The organism is Nonlabens sp. SY33080 (assembly GCF_011784885.1).
GTDB classification, from domain to species: domain Bacteria; phylum Bacteroidota; class Bacteroidia; order Flavobacteriales; family Flavobacteriaceae; genus Nonlabens; species Nonlabens tegetincola.
In genome coordinates this window covers 2732982-2748087 of sequence record NZ_CP050461.1, presented here as the reverse complement: position 1 = coordinate 2748087, position 15106 = coordinate 2732982, and the positions used below count along the sequence as shown (strand labels likewise).

At 32.4% G+C, this 15106-nt stretch carries 11 protein-coding genes; 8 read left to right on the top strand and 3 right to left on the bottom strand.

Annotation, left to right across the window (positions count from 1 at the left end):
- Window positions 1–37 precede the first annotated feature (37 nt).
- Window positions 38–1462, bottom strand: coding sequence for a hypothetical protein (locus HCN53_RS12450; RefSeq protein ID WP_167343167.1), 1425 nt, complete (start codon window positions 1460–1462; stop codon window positions 38–40).
- Between the two features lie 459 nt (window positions 1463–1921).
- On the opposite strand from HCN53_RS12450, the gene HCN53_RS12445 reads away from it, so the two are divergent.
- Complete coding sequence (locus tag HCN53_RS12445) at window positions 1922–2518, top strand: hypothetical protein (protein WP_167343166.1); 597 nt, start codon at window positions 1922–1924, stop codon at window positions 2516–2518.
- The gene (locus HCN53_RS12440; RefSeq protein WP_167343165.1) at window positions 2515–3597 is read left to right on the top strand and encodes a DGQHR domain-containing protein; all 1083 of its coding nucleotides are present in this window, start codon (window positions 2515–2517) and stop codon (window positions 3595–3597) included. The genes HCN53_RS12445 and HCN53_RS12440 overlap by 4 nt, the downstream gene beginning before the upstream one ends.
- A 19-nt stretch (window positions 3598–3616) precedes the next feature.
- Here the strand turns inward: HCN53_RS12440 and HCN53_RS12435 are convergent, their stop codons facing one another.
- Both HCN53_RS12435 and HCN53_RS12430 read right to left on the bottom strand, forming a co-directional pair.
- Complete coding sequence (locus HCN53_RS12435) at window positions 3617–4576, bottom strand: IS110 family transposase (RefSeq protein ID WP_167343164.1); 960 nt, start codon at window positions 4574–4576, stop codon at window positions 3617–3619.
- Window positions 4577–5076: 500 nt separating this feature from the next.
- On the bottom strand, window positions 5077–5361 hold the full coding sequence (locus HCN53_RS12430; RefSeq protein WP_167343163.1) for a hypothetical protein: 285 nt from the start codon (window positions 5359–5361) through the stop codon (window positions 5077–5079).
- Window positions 5362–5413: 52 nt separating this feature from the next.
- Here HCN53_RS12430 and HCN53_RS12425 point away from each other — a divergent pair, with 52 nt between their 5' ends.
- From HCN53_RS12425 to HCN53_RS12400, 6 genes are all read left to right on the top strand, one after another.
- Window positions 5414–5623, top strand: coding sequence for a helix-turn-helix domain-containing protein (locus tag HCN53_RS12425; protein ID WP_167343162.1), 210 nt, complete (start codon window positions 5414–5416; stop codon window positions 5621–5623).
- A 28-nt stretch (window positions 5624–5651) separates the two neighbouring features.
- On the top strand, window positions 5652–8471 hold the full coding sequence (locus tag HCN53_RS12420; RefSeq protein ID WP_240919362.1) for a DEAD/DEAH box helicase: 2820 nt from the start codon (window positions 5652–5654) through the stop codon (window positions 8469–8471).
- An 8-nt stretch (window positions 8472–8479) separates the two neighbouring features.
- Window positions 8480–10342, top strand: coding sequence for a DNA methyltransferase (locus HCN53_RS12415; RefSeq protein WP_167343160.1), 1863 nt, complete (start codon window positions 8480–8482; stop codon window positions 10340–10342).
- Window positions 10343–10944: 602 nt separating this feature from the next.
- Window positions 10945–11664 carry a hypothetical protein gene (locus HCN53_RS12410; RefSeq protein WP_167343159.1) on the top strand — a complete coding sequence of 240 codons (720 nt, stop codon included), beginning with the start codon at window positions 10945–10947 and terminating at the stop codon, window positions 11662–11664.
- Between the two features lie 359 nt (window positions 11665–12023).
- On the top strand, window positions 12024–12164 hold the full coding sequence (locus HCN53_RS12405; protein WP_167343158.1) for a hypothetical protein: 141 nt from the start codon (window positions 12024–12026) through the stop codon (window positions 12162–12164).
- Window positions 12165–14966: a TrlF family AAA-like ATPase gene (locus HCN53_RS12400; protein ID WP_167343157.1), complete on the top strand. Its 2802-nt coding sequence runs from the start codon at window positions 12165–12167 to the stop codon at window positions 14964–14966.
- Window positions 14967–15106: the final 140 nt, after the last annotated feature.

Genomic DNA, 15106 nt, shown 5'->3' with positions numbered 1-15106 from the left:
TGTGTAATAATTCATTTATAAAAAGCTAGTTAGTATCCTACTCGCGGTATGATTGTACCAGTTGATTGTTTTCATATTTTCCTACTTGGTACTGGTTGCTAGTGGCGATGTAACCCATGCCTTCTAGTTTACTGTCTTTATAGTGAGCTATGACATAATAATTTTGATTAGGACCTAAGAAAAAACTTACTCCGCTTGAATCAAAAAAGGCTACTGCAATCTTGTCACGACCAAATTCTACAGCAGGTCCTATAGTTTTTCCATTCTGATAAAAGCCATAACTTTTGGTGTAATAACTGTTTGTTTTCTTTTGTACAAACCCGTCTTCACAAACATCCTGAGAACATAATTTTGTGTCGCCATTGACTGTATTAAGGTCGTAGGAATTTTGAATGTTACCGTTCTTGTAAATCCCTGCTTCTACGGCAATTCCATTTACTATTTTGATACCATAGCCATCTAGTTTCCCTGCTTTAAACTCTCCTATTGTATAAGTATCCTTATTTAAAAAATCCCGTATATAGCCTGGTCCATGCAACATGTTGTTTTTAAAATTACCTTCAACTCGTTTACCATAACCCTGTACCCATCCTATTCCTTGTAATTCCCCATTCTTATAAAGTCCTTGAGACCTTACTAAATCACCAGCTGTATAACCGTTCCAGACTAACTTCTCGCTGGGTGCAGCCCATTTTTTTTGCACCTTATCAAATGAAATAGTACTGGCAGAACCATCAGAATAATGAAAGATCTTGATAGCATTATAGTCACCCTTATTATTTAATTGAGCAATAATGTTGTTCTTGTGATCCTTAACATAGGTATAAGTAGTTGGATTTGATGGTACAGCAGTACTTTTGTGATCGTAGTAAATCAAGCGGCCGTAGTTGTCGTACTTTTTTACGGTTTGACTACCATTGCTACCATAGGTAATGGTGAGTATATTATTCTCTATAGAATAGTGATAGTCATAACCATTACCTGAAATCAACCTGTTGTTATTGTCATAAGTGAATTCTTTTACCTTGTCCTCTACCATTTTATAAACACCCTTGCGAAATTGTTTTCTGCGGTATGTAATAAACTTAACTAGGTTACCACGATCGTCATAAGAATAAGAATGTAGTTTAGGATCTTCTAAATTAACTGTCCATTTTTCTTGTACAATTCGGTTTTCTTTATCCTTTATAAAGGAGTAATCACTTATATCAAATTTGCCTTTTTGAGGATCAAACAAACTATCAACTACACCCCTTTCATTGTAATAGAGCGTGTATTTAAGGTCACCATGCTGCCATAAATGACTTATCGCTACAATCTCACCATAGCCATTGTGAGGCAGCGGTGCAGGATCCATAAAAGGTTTAGGATTGAGAGGTGAATAAGTGGATAGATCTACTTTTTCCTGAGCATTAAGAAAGCTACTTACTAACACAAGTAGCACTAAAAAGGAGCATCGCATAATTATAAATTTGATAATTTAAAATTGCGATGGGTGCGTTTTTTAAGCAATAAGGCAATTGTCCTAAATGGTGCCTTCCAACCCTAGACTATTCTAGTAGAAGCGTGTGTGAAAGATTTTATATAATGAGGAAAAACGGATAGATCATTAACGGTGTATGCGGCAAAGACGATGAATTGTTTGCTTTTTAAACGATTTAACTATGTCACGAAGGAGATGATTAAAACTTCTTATGGAACATAAAATTTTGTAGGTTTTCTTAAACCTTATCTATGAGGTTTGTTTAGGTATTACATTTATCGTAATAGTGTATAAACATGCGTATCTACCATTTATACAACAATAAAGTAACAATGAGAAAAACCTATTTATATACCTGTGTTATGGGTAGTAAATGTCAATTTTTGATATATTGCTTATATACACCCGTTGTATGCAATTTGAGAAACAAAAATAATAATGAAAAACATTTGGCAATTATCAACCAAACCATTTGAAGTAATAAGTGAAAATAAGCTTATTTTTTTAACTTGGTTTTTATTCACAGTACTAGCAGGACAAATTGGAGTTATCTCAAATTTTATTATCAGAGTAATTAACGGAGATTTAAGCTTTTCACAATCTTTATTTCTAGATAGTATAAATGGAAGTTTCTATACTTATTCGATTGCTTTACTTGCTTCTGTTTTAGGTCCTTTATTTGTTAACCTAATTGAAAATCATCCAACAAAATTTAAATCAATAAAAATTCTAACAATTATTGTTTCAATTTTTACATTATTTTTTGCTGGTGTTTTTTATTCTAGTTCACCTAATAACTTAAATATTGAAAATTTCAAGAATTTGACTTACAATATAGATTGGTGGCAATTTACATTCTTATTACTTTCAATAATTATTTCTGTTTATTCTTTTAGTGTAATAAGATTAGAATATAATTATGATAAATATAAAGAGTTAGATGACAATTTTGCTTCAAAGGATGATGCAAAAGTTGATGAAATGAACGACAAAACAGAAGATTTAAAAACAGATTCTAAAGGAAATAAAATATGATAGTAGCACCTTACATAGAAATAAATCAACCTATTGGGAGCTTCTATTTTAGTAAAATGAAAGCTATTGATTTAGGTCAATTAGTACACGTCACACCTAGGTCTGCAAGTCCTAGTGCAATTCAGAGAGATGAATCAAGTAAAAGAATTAATGAAATAGCAAAATACTGTTCTGACCCTGATGCAACTTTTCCAACACCAATAATTATTAGCGTTTATGAAGATGCTAATATTACACTAAACAACAATAAATTCGAGATACCCTTAAATAATAATAAAAAAATAGGGGAAGTTATAGATGGTCAACATAGATTAAAGGGAATTTTAAAATCTGATTTTAAAGATAGATTTGAACTTCCTATAATTCTTATGTTCAATTTAACAGAAGAAGAAAAAGCTTATGTTTTTTCTATTATTAATAGTAAGCAAACAAAGGTTAGTATGAGCCTTATATATGATTTGTTTGCTTTATCAAGACATAGAAGTCCTCAAAAAACTGCACACGAAATTGCACGTGCTTTAAATAAAAATACTGAATCACCTTTTTACAATAGATTAAAAATGTTAGGTAAAAAGGAAGAAAATCAAGATTTAGCAACTTTATCTCAAGGCACTTTTGTAAAACATCTAATATTCTTGTTAACTAAAGATCCTGATTTGGACTATAGATTATCAAAAAGAAACGAAGAACTTCCTCAAGTCCCTTCACTTCCCTTGAGGACATATTTTTTAAATAATGAAGACAGTGTAATTTTAAAGATATTTTTAAACGTATTTAATTCTTTAAGAGATACATTTCCTGAGTATTGGGAATCACCTTTGGAGAATATTTTATGGAAAACAACTGGTTATGTTGCTATTTTAAATTCTTTCAATGCAATGTATGATTTAGGAGATAAACATAATGACTTGACATATAATCATTTTAAAAAATGTTTCACAAGTTTTAAAAGCTATTTAGAAAAAGAAAATCTTGAATTAACTAGTAGAGATTTTCCTTCTAATGCTCAGCAACAAAATAGATTGAGCAAAATGATAATAGAATCAATAAAAACTGCATACAACAATGAACTAAGCTAAAAACCAAGTGTTTTTTTGATTAGTTTCTAGCATAATTAGGATCATAACATAATCCTGATTTTGCAATGGCAAAAGCCTGTTTGATCAGTTTGTTACATACTGCTATTAAGGCTAATTTTTTACTCTTGCCTTTGGCTACGATGCGGTCAAACAATTCTTTGCATGGAATGTTGTGAATACAAGCCGTGAAACTGCACATGAACAAGTGGTTTCTCACTAGACCATCTCCTGTTTTACTTATTCGTGTTTTACCTCTCACTGAGCTTCCTGAACTACGCTCATTTGGGGCTAATCCTAAAAAGGAAGATACTTGTTTGTAGCTCGCAAAATCTTTAAAGCAATTTGTACTCAACATTAACAGAATAGCTGTCTTGTCGCCTATCCCTGGTATTGTTTTTAATCTTGAAAATAACGATGCCTCGTTATCTTTTATTAAAGCTAGTAATTCGGCTTCTAGAAGCTTGCACTCCTTTTTTAAGTTACGTAACTGGCGAGTTATAGAAACAATAACCTTACTACGCTTATCATGAACACTATTCAATGCGTGTAATTTATTTTTCAAACTCGTTGATTGCTTTAAGTACATCTGTAGTAGTGATAAAATCTCTCTTCCTTTTACCACATAACCCGCATCAGGTCTCCATAATTCTAGCTCTTGTTCAGTGCCATAACTATAGATCATAAATGCATCACTCTTATCGGTTTTAATGCGTCTTAATTTCATCTGGGTATAACGTTTAATCACTAATGGATTAACCACACTCACAGCTATACCTTGATCAAATAAGCCCATCGCTAAACGATGATGATAACAACCTGTAGCCTCCATGACGCAAATAGCTGTTTCTGGCAACGCTTTCGCGAAAGATGTAATACCTTTAACCGTATTACTATACTGTGAATAACCTGTTTGCACATTATAAACATCAAAGGTATCTTTACTGATATCAATCCCAAAAATCATTGTACTTTTAGTCATAAGTTTTAATTTTAAAGAACTACCTACTTCTTATACAACATCCTAAAACAGGTTCTTAATTGACCTAGCGAACTAATCGTATTTGGAGTAGAAAAAGAGCAGGGATTTGCATTGTTGACGGAATCTGTAGTTCCTACGGCTATAGTAACCTTACTCTGCTCTTTTGTTCTTTTTAGTTAATATCTAAATTTATTAATAACAAACTTAGGATGGCTATAAGTAATTGCTTGTTCTCACCTACTTCTGAAAATCCTCTCGGATTTTCATCTTGGTGTGCACTTGCAAAGTTAAGTGCTAACCCACGCAACTACTCATAGCCGAAACCGTTGCTGGACGATACCTACGGTCGTTCAGGCCATTTCGCTAGCGCTCAATTCTCTCCTGAACTTATAAGTTAAATCCACGCGTGTCTTCCTCTCGCGAACTGCGTTTGCTCGTCGGAGACAAGTCGCTGTAATTTGCTTTTATCTAACTATATTTATAACCTAAACAACTAAACACTAACCAGCGTTACTGGTACCGTCAACAACTACGGTTATAGCAAATTTGTGCATTCCTCTCATGCCGCTTTCGCGAAAGCGCACTCGTCGGATGCAAGAATGGCTACCGTACACTCTAGAATGCTGCGCATTCTGCGTGAACTCGCCATAACCTGTGCGTGTTGTACACAAGCTATGAAAAGCCAACCGCACAGTCAAGCACATTTCATTTTGCTCGTACCTCACAAAATAAAAAGAGCTTGCCATACCCACCACTACTCGTGATATTTCAATGAATATTTTCATTATAATTCAATGAACTTTACTATCTTTCAACTTTAATAAAACAAGGTTTAAAATGAACCGAATAAAGGACGTTTTAAAAGAAAAAGGAATTAGTCAAACCTGGCTTGCGGAAAAGATGGACAAAAGTTATCCGACAATTAACGAATACGCGAGAAACAAAAGACAACCGAGTTTAGAAGACCTTTTTAAAATTGCGGAAATACTTTCTGTTGATGTTAAAGACCTGATTCAAAGTACAGATAACGAAACGAATGCTAAATAAGATAATAAGAAATAAAACAGTTCAATGGATGCAATCACCAGATTGTAGTGTTAATGAACTTATTACATACATTAAAAACAAAGGCGAGTTAAGAGATACTCAAATTGAGGCTATTGAGACCTTTTTGTTTTTAAAAATTCAAGGTCAAAATAAACCACTTTGGAAGCTGTTTTCAGAAGGTTTTTTTACAAATGGTACTGATTTATCAAAATTAGATATTAACCAAAATGCAAGAGAATTCCTTGAAAACAATAAAGATGCTTTTTCTTTATTTGATTTTTCGAGACAAGAGGTGAAAGGCAAAAAACAATTGCCAAACCTTGAACAAGAAATCATAAAATCGCCTGAAAAGTTAGATTATCAAGAAATAATTAAAAAGTTATTTTACAACGTAAACTATTCTGACTATCTAATGAGTTTACCAATGGGTTCTGGTAAAACTTACTTAATGGCTGCATTTATCTATTTAGATTTGTATTTTGCTTCAAATGAACCTGAAAATAAAAACTTTGCTCACAACTTTTTGGTTTTAATTCCTTCTGGCTTAAAAACATCAATTGGACCAAGTTTAAGAACTATTGAAGATTTTGACCCATCTTGGGTTATTCCAGAACCAGCAGCAACTAATCTAAAAAAACAACTAAAGTTTGATGTTTTAGATGAAGCCAAGTCTGCCAAAAAAAGTAATAAAGCTCGAAATCCAAATGCTCAAAAAGTAAATGAAATACTTCCAGACCCTTTTGGTCAAGTTTTCATTGTAAATGCCGAAAAGGTAATCTTAAACAGAGTTGATACAACAGGTCAAATAAATTTATTTGAAGATGACGAGGACAAAAAGGCTAACGAATTAAGAGCGTTAATTGGGAAAATACCGAACTTAACAATTCTGATTGATGAAGTGCATCACGCTGCAAAGTCTGATATTAAATTAAGACAAGTTGTTAATAGGTGGAATGAAAGAGGTAGTATAACAACTGTACTTGGTTTTTCTGGCACACCTTACCTATCTACAGCCGAAAAAATCCAGCTTACTGAAGATGATACTTTAAGAATTTCAGAAATTACAAATACAGTTTATTATTATCCGCTTACAAATGCAATAGAAGATTTTTTAAAAAACCCAACAGTTAAAATTGCAGATAACCTTACGCATTTACAAATAGTAAAAGAAGGTATCAAAGACTTTAATAAAACGTATGGAGATTTAACTTATGCTAATGGCACAATTCCAAAAGTTGCTATTTATTGCAGTAATATTGAAATGTTAGAAGAAGAAGTTTATCCATTTCTTCAAAGTGATTTAAAAATCCATCCTGACGAAATATTAAGATTTCACGGTGGAAATAAAACTTACAGTTTACCAAAGGAAAATGAATTTCAGTTTAAATCATTAGACACAGCAATATCAAAAAAGAAATACATTTTGTTAGTAGCCATTGGTAAAGAAGGTTGGGACTGTAAAAGTTTAACTTCAGTAATACTACCTCAAAAAAGTAAAAGCGCTTCTAAAAATGCTATCATTCAAACAACTTGTAGATGTTTAAGACAAGTTGTAAAAGGCAATGATGAAACAGCTTTAATTTGGCTGAATCGAGAAAATGCAACAATACTTAATAAAGCATTAGAAAAAGAACAAAACACTTCTATTGAAGAATTAAACAATTTAGACAAAAATAAAGGTGCTGATTTAGTTGAACGTCATTCAAGAATGGAGTTTCTTAAACTTCCAAAAATTGACTATTACCAATTAAAAGTAAAATATCAATCTATTGAGGAAGAGGAAAAGCCAAACACTGGAATTAAATTAGAAGAGTTATTAAAAAGTATAACAAATTACAAATCTAATTACGCCATAACAACTAAAGGATTAGACTTTTCAGACGAGGGCGAATTGTCCTTTTTAAACAGTTCTGGATTCCAATTGGCTAATTACAATCATTGGATTGCTAATATTTCAAAAGATAGTTTCAGTACAATTTCTATAAAAGAATTACATCATTTTGATGACCAATTAAAACCTATTTTTAATGCAATTACTTTAAAGAATGAAGGTAATTTATTTTTTAATGAGCAATTTGATTCTTATATAATTGAATCCAAAATTCGAGTGGCATTCAGCATTAAAAGAGAATTAACAACCGAAGAAGAAATAATTCCAAAAGAAGCTAACTTACTTATTGTAGACAAGTTAAAATCTATTCCAAAGCATAAGAACCTTTATCCTGACCAAGAGATAACGAAACAAATTTTACAATTTGATAAAAACCCACTTTCTATTGAGGAATTTGATAAACAGAAACAAAAAAGAATAGAAGAACTTGCCAAAAAAGGAGACTTTAAAGGAGTTCAGGAGGAAGCTGCTAAATATATTAATCCATTAATCGAACAAAAAGACAAATCGTTTCATCTATTACCTTATAATTTTGATAGTGGTTTTGAAAGTGATTTTTTAAATGGTATTATAAAACTAAACACTTTCAGAGAAAATAATTTAGAAATCTACTTTAATGGTGAGCGTGGTATTACAGAGTTTGTAATAAACTGTTTTGCTAAAAAAGGTAAACGCTGGAATAAAGTAGGTAAATACACTACTGACTTTCTAATTATTAAACGCAATACAAAAGATGCCATACACAAAGCATTAATTATTGAAACCAAAGGAGAAGGTTACGCTAACGACAAAGATTTTATTAAGAAAAAGAACTTTATAGAAACAGACTTTTTAAAACATAACGAAGACAAATTTGGATATAAAAAATTCGACTTTCTGTATTTAGAAGATAGCAATAAACTATTAGACAATATTGCAGAAGTAAACCAACGTATCAATCAATTTTTCAAAGACTAATTACAATTATGCCAATAAAATATATTCCATACACGCCAAATACCATAGAAGGTCAAGCAGTATTAGACAATATTACACGCACAAAACGTGTATTACGTTATCGTGAAAACAATGAAGTGTATAACCGTTTAGAGCGTGGTATGCCATACTACGAAGTAGAAACTGTTGAACAAGTTGGCAAACCTTCTGACAACCTGGTTATTAGAGGTGAGTGTTTGTCAGCTTGTGCATATCTAAAAGAGCAAGGTATAAAAGTTGATTTGGTATACATAGACCCACCTTTTGCAAGTGGTGCAGACTATGCCAAGAAAGTGTACATACGCCGTAACCCAAAATTGGCAGAAAAAATAAAAGCTGCCGAAACAGAAATGGATATTGAGGGCATAAAAGCTTTTGAAGAAACAATGTATGGTGACATTTGGCAAAAAGAGGATTTTCTTAATTGGATGTATGAGAATTTACAAGCAATTAAAAGTATTATGTCTGAAAATGCATCAATTTATATGCATTTAGACTGGCATATAGGTCACTATGTTAAAATACTAATGGATGAAGTATTTGGTGAAAATAATTTTGTAAATGAAATTATATGGGCCTATAGAAGTGGTGGTGCTTCAAAAAAAGCTTCAATTGCACGTAAACACGATTGTATTTATTTTTACTGTAATAATCCAGATACCTTTGAAATAAATACAATTAAAGAAAGACAATATCTCGATAAGAAATTTATAGGCACTTTAGTAGATGAAAATGGTAGGTTTTATGTTGACACAATATTAACTGACACCTTAATGGGTGTAATCCATAGAGTTTTGGATGACGGCAGTATTAAAAATTACAGTTGCAGACCTGTCTTGAATGTTTCTAAAGAGCGTCTTGATTATTCAACTCAAAAACCTGAAGGATTGGTTGATTTATTATTAGAAATTGCATCTAACAAAGATATGGTAGTTGCAGATTTTTTTGGTGGCAGTGGTGTAACTGCAAAAGTTGCCAATGAATTAGGTAGAAAGTTTATTCATTGTGATATTGGTATTAATTCTATACAAACGGTTAGAGACCGATTAGTAGCAGAAAAAGCAAACTTTACTGTAAAAGAAGTTAAAGATGGTGTAAACCTTTTTAGAAATCCGCAACAAACAATGGATAAGTTATCAACTCTAATTACAGGCTTGCAAACTAAAGTAGAAGGCGTTTCTAATTTTTGGTTAGGTGCTATAAACGATAGTAAATTAGGTAGTGTTCCCGTTTATGTTCCAGAATTAATAGATAGTCAACAAAAATTATTAGATATACCAACCATTAACCGTATTATCAATCAAGAAATACAAAACCTTTCAATTACTGCTAAAAAAGTAATTGTGTATTACATTGATATTGATGATGAAAAAGAACTGAAAAAATTCATCAAAGAAAATAATGCAACCACAACAGATATTGAATTAAGAGATTTAAAGAATCTACTTCACGAAACAGTTGTGAATGATGAATTAGAATTTTCAGTTAGTAAAGAAAAAGAAGAATATTCTATTTCCATTGACAAGTTTATAAGTGACAGATTAAAGCAGAAAATTAATGAGTTCAATGATAAAGGAAACTTACAAGCAATAAACAAAGGAAAGAAATTCGACCCTATTAATATTAGCGAAGAAGGATTAGAGCTAATCGAATTAATCTCTTTAGACTGTAAAAATTCAGAGGGAGAATGGTTTAGTTCAACAGAAATAAAAATTGACAAATTAGGTTATGTCATTTACGATGGAGAGAAATCGAAAGACTTTTGGAATGGAAAAATTACATCAAAAGAAAAACCATTGAGAATTAAAGTTAGAAACATTAGTGGAGATGAATCGATTGTGAGTGTTGAATAAGCCAACACACAAAGCCATACACATTTGCAATTCGCACCAGCCAAAGCTTAATCCAAAAATTGCAAAAGAGTATGTCTTTCGCAAACGCTGAATGACAATCTGAACGGAAAAAAGCCAGTGTACAACAACGTATATAAAAAATAGCGGTTTAATCGCTTAAACGAAACAAAATGAATAAATTAGAGGTCAGTTATAATCCGAAAAATTAGTGCATAAAGTCCGCTACTTTTCATATACAATACCGTTGCTGGACGATACCTACGGTCGTTCAGGCCATTTCGCTAGCGCTCAATTCTCTCCTGAATTTATAAGTTAGATCCACGCGTGTCTTCCTCTCGCGAACTGCGTTTGCTCGTCGGAGACAAGTCGCTGTAATTTGCTTTTATCTAACTAAATTTATAACCTAAACAATTAAACACTAACCAGCGTTACTGGCACCGTCCACAACTTCGGTTATAGCAAATTTGTGCATTCCTCTCATGCCGCTTTCGCGAAAGCGCACTCGTCGGATGGAAGAATGGCTACCGTACACTCTAGAATGCTACGCATTCTGCGTGAACTCGCCATAACCTGTGCGTGTTGGCAGTAATATTGAAAACCGAATGAAAACATTAATTATAATAGGAATAATAGTATTTATTGGAATTTCTGTTTGGTATGCAAAACGGAATGATGTTTCCGCTCTATACAAATCGGAAACAAGTGAAATTAGCTCTGAAAAAGATAATCCTGTTGATTTTGGATATAAAAATGTTTGTATTGCAGTAAAAACAGATAATAAAAAAAGAATTTCAGAAGTGTTGCAACTTAAAAATGTACAACCTTCAAATTGGAAAAACGGAATTGAAACGGCATACAACGACGGAATTTTTATTACGCCTCAAATCGGACAATGGACTTTAGCAGTTGGAATGAAATTAGTCAATGATGCAAATCTTGAGAATATAAATAAACTAGAAAACATCCTTAACATATTGAGTTCGGAATTTGGAGAAGCGCAATCTTTCGGTACTCATCGTGTAGTTGAATATCATCATTGGATAAAATCTGTAAATGGAAAAACAACAAGAGTTTATTCCTACATTGGAGAAAGTGGAGAAAATTTTAAGGCTTATGGAGAATTAACTGAACCAGAAACCGATTTAAATTTATTCAACTCACTATCTAAAGAAGCGGAATTAGACGAGTATTGGGAAAGAGAAGATTTAGATTATGCAGACGAGGAACTCGTTATGAAAATAGCCGAAAATTGGAGTGTTAATCCAACTAAATTAACCGAAAGAACAGATATAAAAAACGAGTTAGGAATAATTGGAAAATAAAAAAATACTACTGCCAACAATGTATAACCGCAATTACGGCGGATTCGACTACGTCCGAATCCACTCGGAATTGCTAAAGCCTGTGTCAAACCGAAAATTAACGCATATTAACCCGTAACTGACGGTTATACGAGCCGTTGCTGGACGATACCTACGGTCGTTCAGGCCATTTCGCTAGCGCTCAATTCTCTCCTGAACTTATAGGTTAGATCCACGCGTGTCTTCCTCTCGCAAACTGCGTTTGCTCGTCGGAGACAAGTCGCTGTAATTTGCTTTTATCTAACTATATTTATAACCTAAACAACTAAACACTAACCAGCGTTACTGGTACCGTCAACAACTATGGTTATAGCAAATTAGTGCATTCCTCTCATGCCGCTTTCGCGAAAGCGCACTCGTCGGATGCAAGAATGGCTACCGTACACTCTAGAATGCTGCGCATTCTGCGTGAACTCGCCATAACCTGTGCGTGTTACCAGCAAGCAAAAAACACAACCTAAATGACAGAATTAAATTACAAAGGGAGTAGATGGTTTAAATGTGATTTACATCTACATACAACTGCGAGTAAGTGTTTTGAAGACCAAACTGTAACTGCTCAACAATGGGTTGATAGAGCTATTGAGCAAGGTTTGAATTGTGTTGCTGTTACTGATCATAATACAGGAGCAAGTATTGATGAAATAAAAGAAGCTGCGAAAGACACTTCATTGACAGTCTTTCCAGGGGTTGAAATAACTTGTGATGCAAGTAAGGTTCATTTGCTTATAATTTTTGACACAACTAAAACTACTGCGGACATAAGAGATTTTCTTGTTAGAGCGAATATCAGAGCGGAAGATTTTGGGAAACAAGAGGCGGCAACCATTTCTAGCATTTTTGAAATATCCGAATTAGCCCTAAAAGATGGAGCATTAGTAATTCCAGCACATATTGACGAATACAACGGACTTGGCTCTGTGAGTGTTGGAAATTTAAAAAAACTATATGCCGAATATGAGATAAATGCTGTTCAAGTAGTTCATAAGGAATTTTTAGACCCTTCTTTTCAAACGAAAGGTAATGTAGATTTGAAAATAAAGTTGAACGATTATTATAATAATCCAACACCTTCAATCGAAGATTCAACGATTAAAGAATGGTACACTTCTGTAAAATACGCCTTAGAATCTAAAAAAGCTATTGTAACTTTCTCCGACAACCCACACGCACCAAAAAATTCTAAACACGGCTTAGATGGAATTGGAACTAGGTTTACTTGGATTAAAATGGGCGACACGCCTTCACTTGAAGGTTTGAGACAAGCTTTTTTATTACCTGATTTCAGAATTAAGAATGATTTTAATTCTCCTAATTCGCCTTATAATCTTCCAGACTTGTGGATTAAATCTATCACGGTTTCTAATTCAACAATAACAAGAGACAACATTCCTCTAAAAATTGATTTTAACCCACAATTAACTACAATTATTGGAGGTCGTGGTAGTGGTAAATCAAGTATTTTGAGATTTATTCGCGGCTTATTTAATAGAACAAATGATTTAGCCGATTTAACAGAAATTCTTGATGACCATAATCACTTTTATAAACGTTTTGATGCTAGAACTCAAAAAGGTGTTATCAAGGAAGACACTTCAGTTGAGATAGAATTTATAAGAAATAGTATTGTTTATAAAATAATAGCAAGCAATATTTCTAATTCAGTTAATCAAACAATCATTATTAAGAAATACGATTTAGAAACAGATGATTGGATTTTGGAGGAAGCTGAATCATTTATTGACTTTTTTCAATATGAGCAATATTCTCAAAAACAGATTTATGAAATAGCTCAAGAACCTAATTCTTTAAGAGAGAGAATTGATAAATCTATAACTGGAATGGAATCTCTTGTAAATGAGAGAGAAATAATCAAAAAAGAGTTTTTAGAGAAATCAGCTACCATAAGAACAATAAGACAGCAAATTTCAGGAAAAGGAAAACTACAAACTGAAATAACGGATTTAGACGCTCGGATTAAATTATTACAACAAAGTGGTATAGCTTCATTGCTAACTTCAAAAAATAGGTTCACAAGTCAAAAAAAGACTATTGATGAATTTCTTCTAGAAGCCAAAAACAATGAGGATAAAATCGAAAACCTTTCCAATGATCTTAAAATAGAAGAAATTGATTTTACAGAATTTGACACAAAGTATTCTGACGAAATTTCCCCATTAAGTAAAACTGTTGTTGAAGGTTATGAAGAAATCAAACGTGAAATAGAGGCTTTAAAACAAAAAGCTGAGAAATTAAGAACCGACTTTAACACCTCATTGCCTTTAACAAATTGGAATAAAGATTTTGATCAAAATAATCTTGATTTCAACGCTAAAAAATTAGAATTAGAAGCTCAAGGTATTGATGACATATCTAATTATGAAAAACTTTCTGAAGCTAAAAAAGCAAAAGAATTAGAGCTAGAAAAAATAATAACTATTGAACAAAGTCTAATAACTGAAATAGCTGAAAGGCAAAATCTACAAAATCAATTCTTGCAGAAGACTAAAGACATTACTGTCTTGAGAAAAAATTTTGTAGCTGACTTAATGCAAGATGATAAAGTTAAAGTCTCAATAAAGCAATTTAGAAATAAAGCTGATTTTGTAAATAAAATTAGAGCTATTACTCAAAGATGGTCTGGTTTCGAAACTGATATCGATTCATTGGTTGACATTTGTTTTAATGGCAATGTTGAGAATAAAATTAAAGATGTTCGCGATATCTTTTTAAAAATTAGAAAAGAGGAAAGTGTAACAAATGTTAGTGGGTACTTTGTGAATTTAGTCAAGGGAATGTCTGAATCTCAAATTGATGAAATTGAGTTACTAATTCCCGAAGATGAAATTGATATACAATACAAACCTTCAGGTTCATCTACATTTAAGCCATTATCTACAGCATCAGCAGGTCAAAAAACAACAGCGATTTTGACATTTATTCTTTCTCAAGGTAATACACCTCTTTTATTAGACCAACCAGAAGATGATTTAGACAATAGATTAGTATATGAATTAATTGTTGACCGCTTAAAACAAGCAAAAGAAAATAGGCAAATCATAGTAGTTACCCATAATGCAAATATTCCAGTAAATGGAGATGCTGAATATATTTTGTCAATGGATTCTGAAAGTAAGAATCTAGAAGTTCTATATTCTGGAACAGTTGAAGAACCGACAATTAAAAAAGAAATTTGTGACGTTATGGAAGGAAGTGAAAAAGCTTTTAATATGCGTTCGGAAAGATATAAACATATAAAATAGCCAGCTGGTAACAATGTATATAAAAAATAGGCGAAATATTAATAAAATCAAGGCTTTTGGCTCGTATCAAACTACCTGTACAACCGAAAGTTTGGTACTTCGAAATCGCCTACTTTTCATATACTAACCGTTGTAGAGCA

Excerpts from the sequence above, each read along its gene's own strand:
- HCN53_RS12440 (WP_167343165.1), top strand. The coding sequence starts at position 2,515 with ATGATAGTAGCACCTTACATAGAAATAAATCAACCTATTGGGAGCTTC.
- HCN53_RS12450 (WP_167343167.1), bottom strand. The coding sequence starts at position 1,462 with ATGCGATGCTCCTTTTTAGTGCTACTTGTGTTAGTAAGTAGCTTTCTT.
- HCN53_RS12400 (WP_167343157.1), top strand. The coding sequence starts at position 12,165 with ATGACAGAATTAAATTACAAAGGGAGTAGATGGTTTAAATGTGATTTA.
- HCN53_RS12425 (WP_167343162.1), top strand. The coding sequence starts at position 5,414 with ATGAACCGAATAAAGGACGTTTTAAAAGAAAAAGGAATTAGTCAAACC.
- HCN53_RS12415 (WP_167343160.1), top strand. The coding sequence starts at position 8,480 with ATGCCAATAAAATATATTCCATACACGCCAAATACCATAGAAGGTCAA.
- HCN53_RS12420 (WP_240919362.1), top strand. The coding sequence starts at position 5,652 with ATGCAATCACCAGATTGTAGTGTTAATGAACTTATTACATACATTAAA.
- HCN53_RS12435 (WP_167343164.1), bottom strand. The coding sequence starts at position 4,576 with ATGACTAAAAGTACAATGATTTTTGGGATTGATATCAGTAAAGATACC.
- HCN53_RS12430 (WP_167343163.1), bottom strand. The coding sequence starts at position 5,361 with ATGAAAATATTCATTGAAATATCACGAGTAGTGGTGGGTATGGCAAGC.
- HCN53_RS12445 (WP_167343166.1), top strand. The coding sequence starts at position 1,922 with ATGAAAAACATTTGGCAATTATCAACCAAACCATTTGAAGTAATAAGT.
- HCN53_RS12410 (WP_167343159.1), top strand. The coding sequence starts at position 10,945 with ATGAAAACATTAATTATAATAGGAATAATAGTATTTATTGGAATTTCT.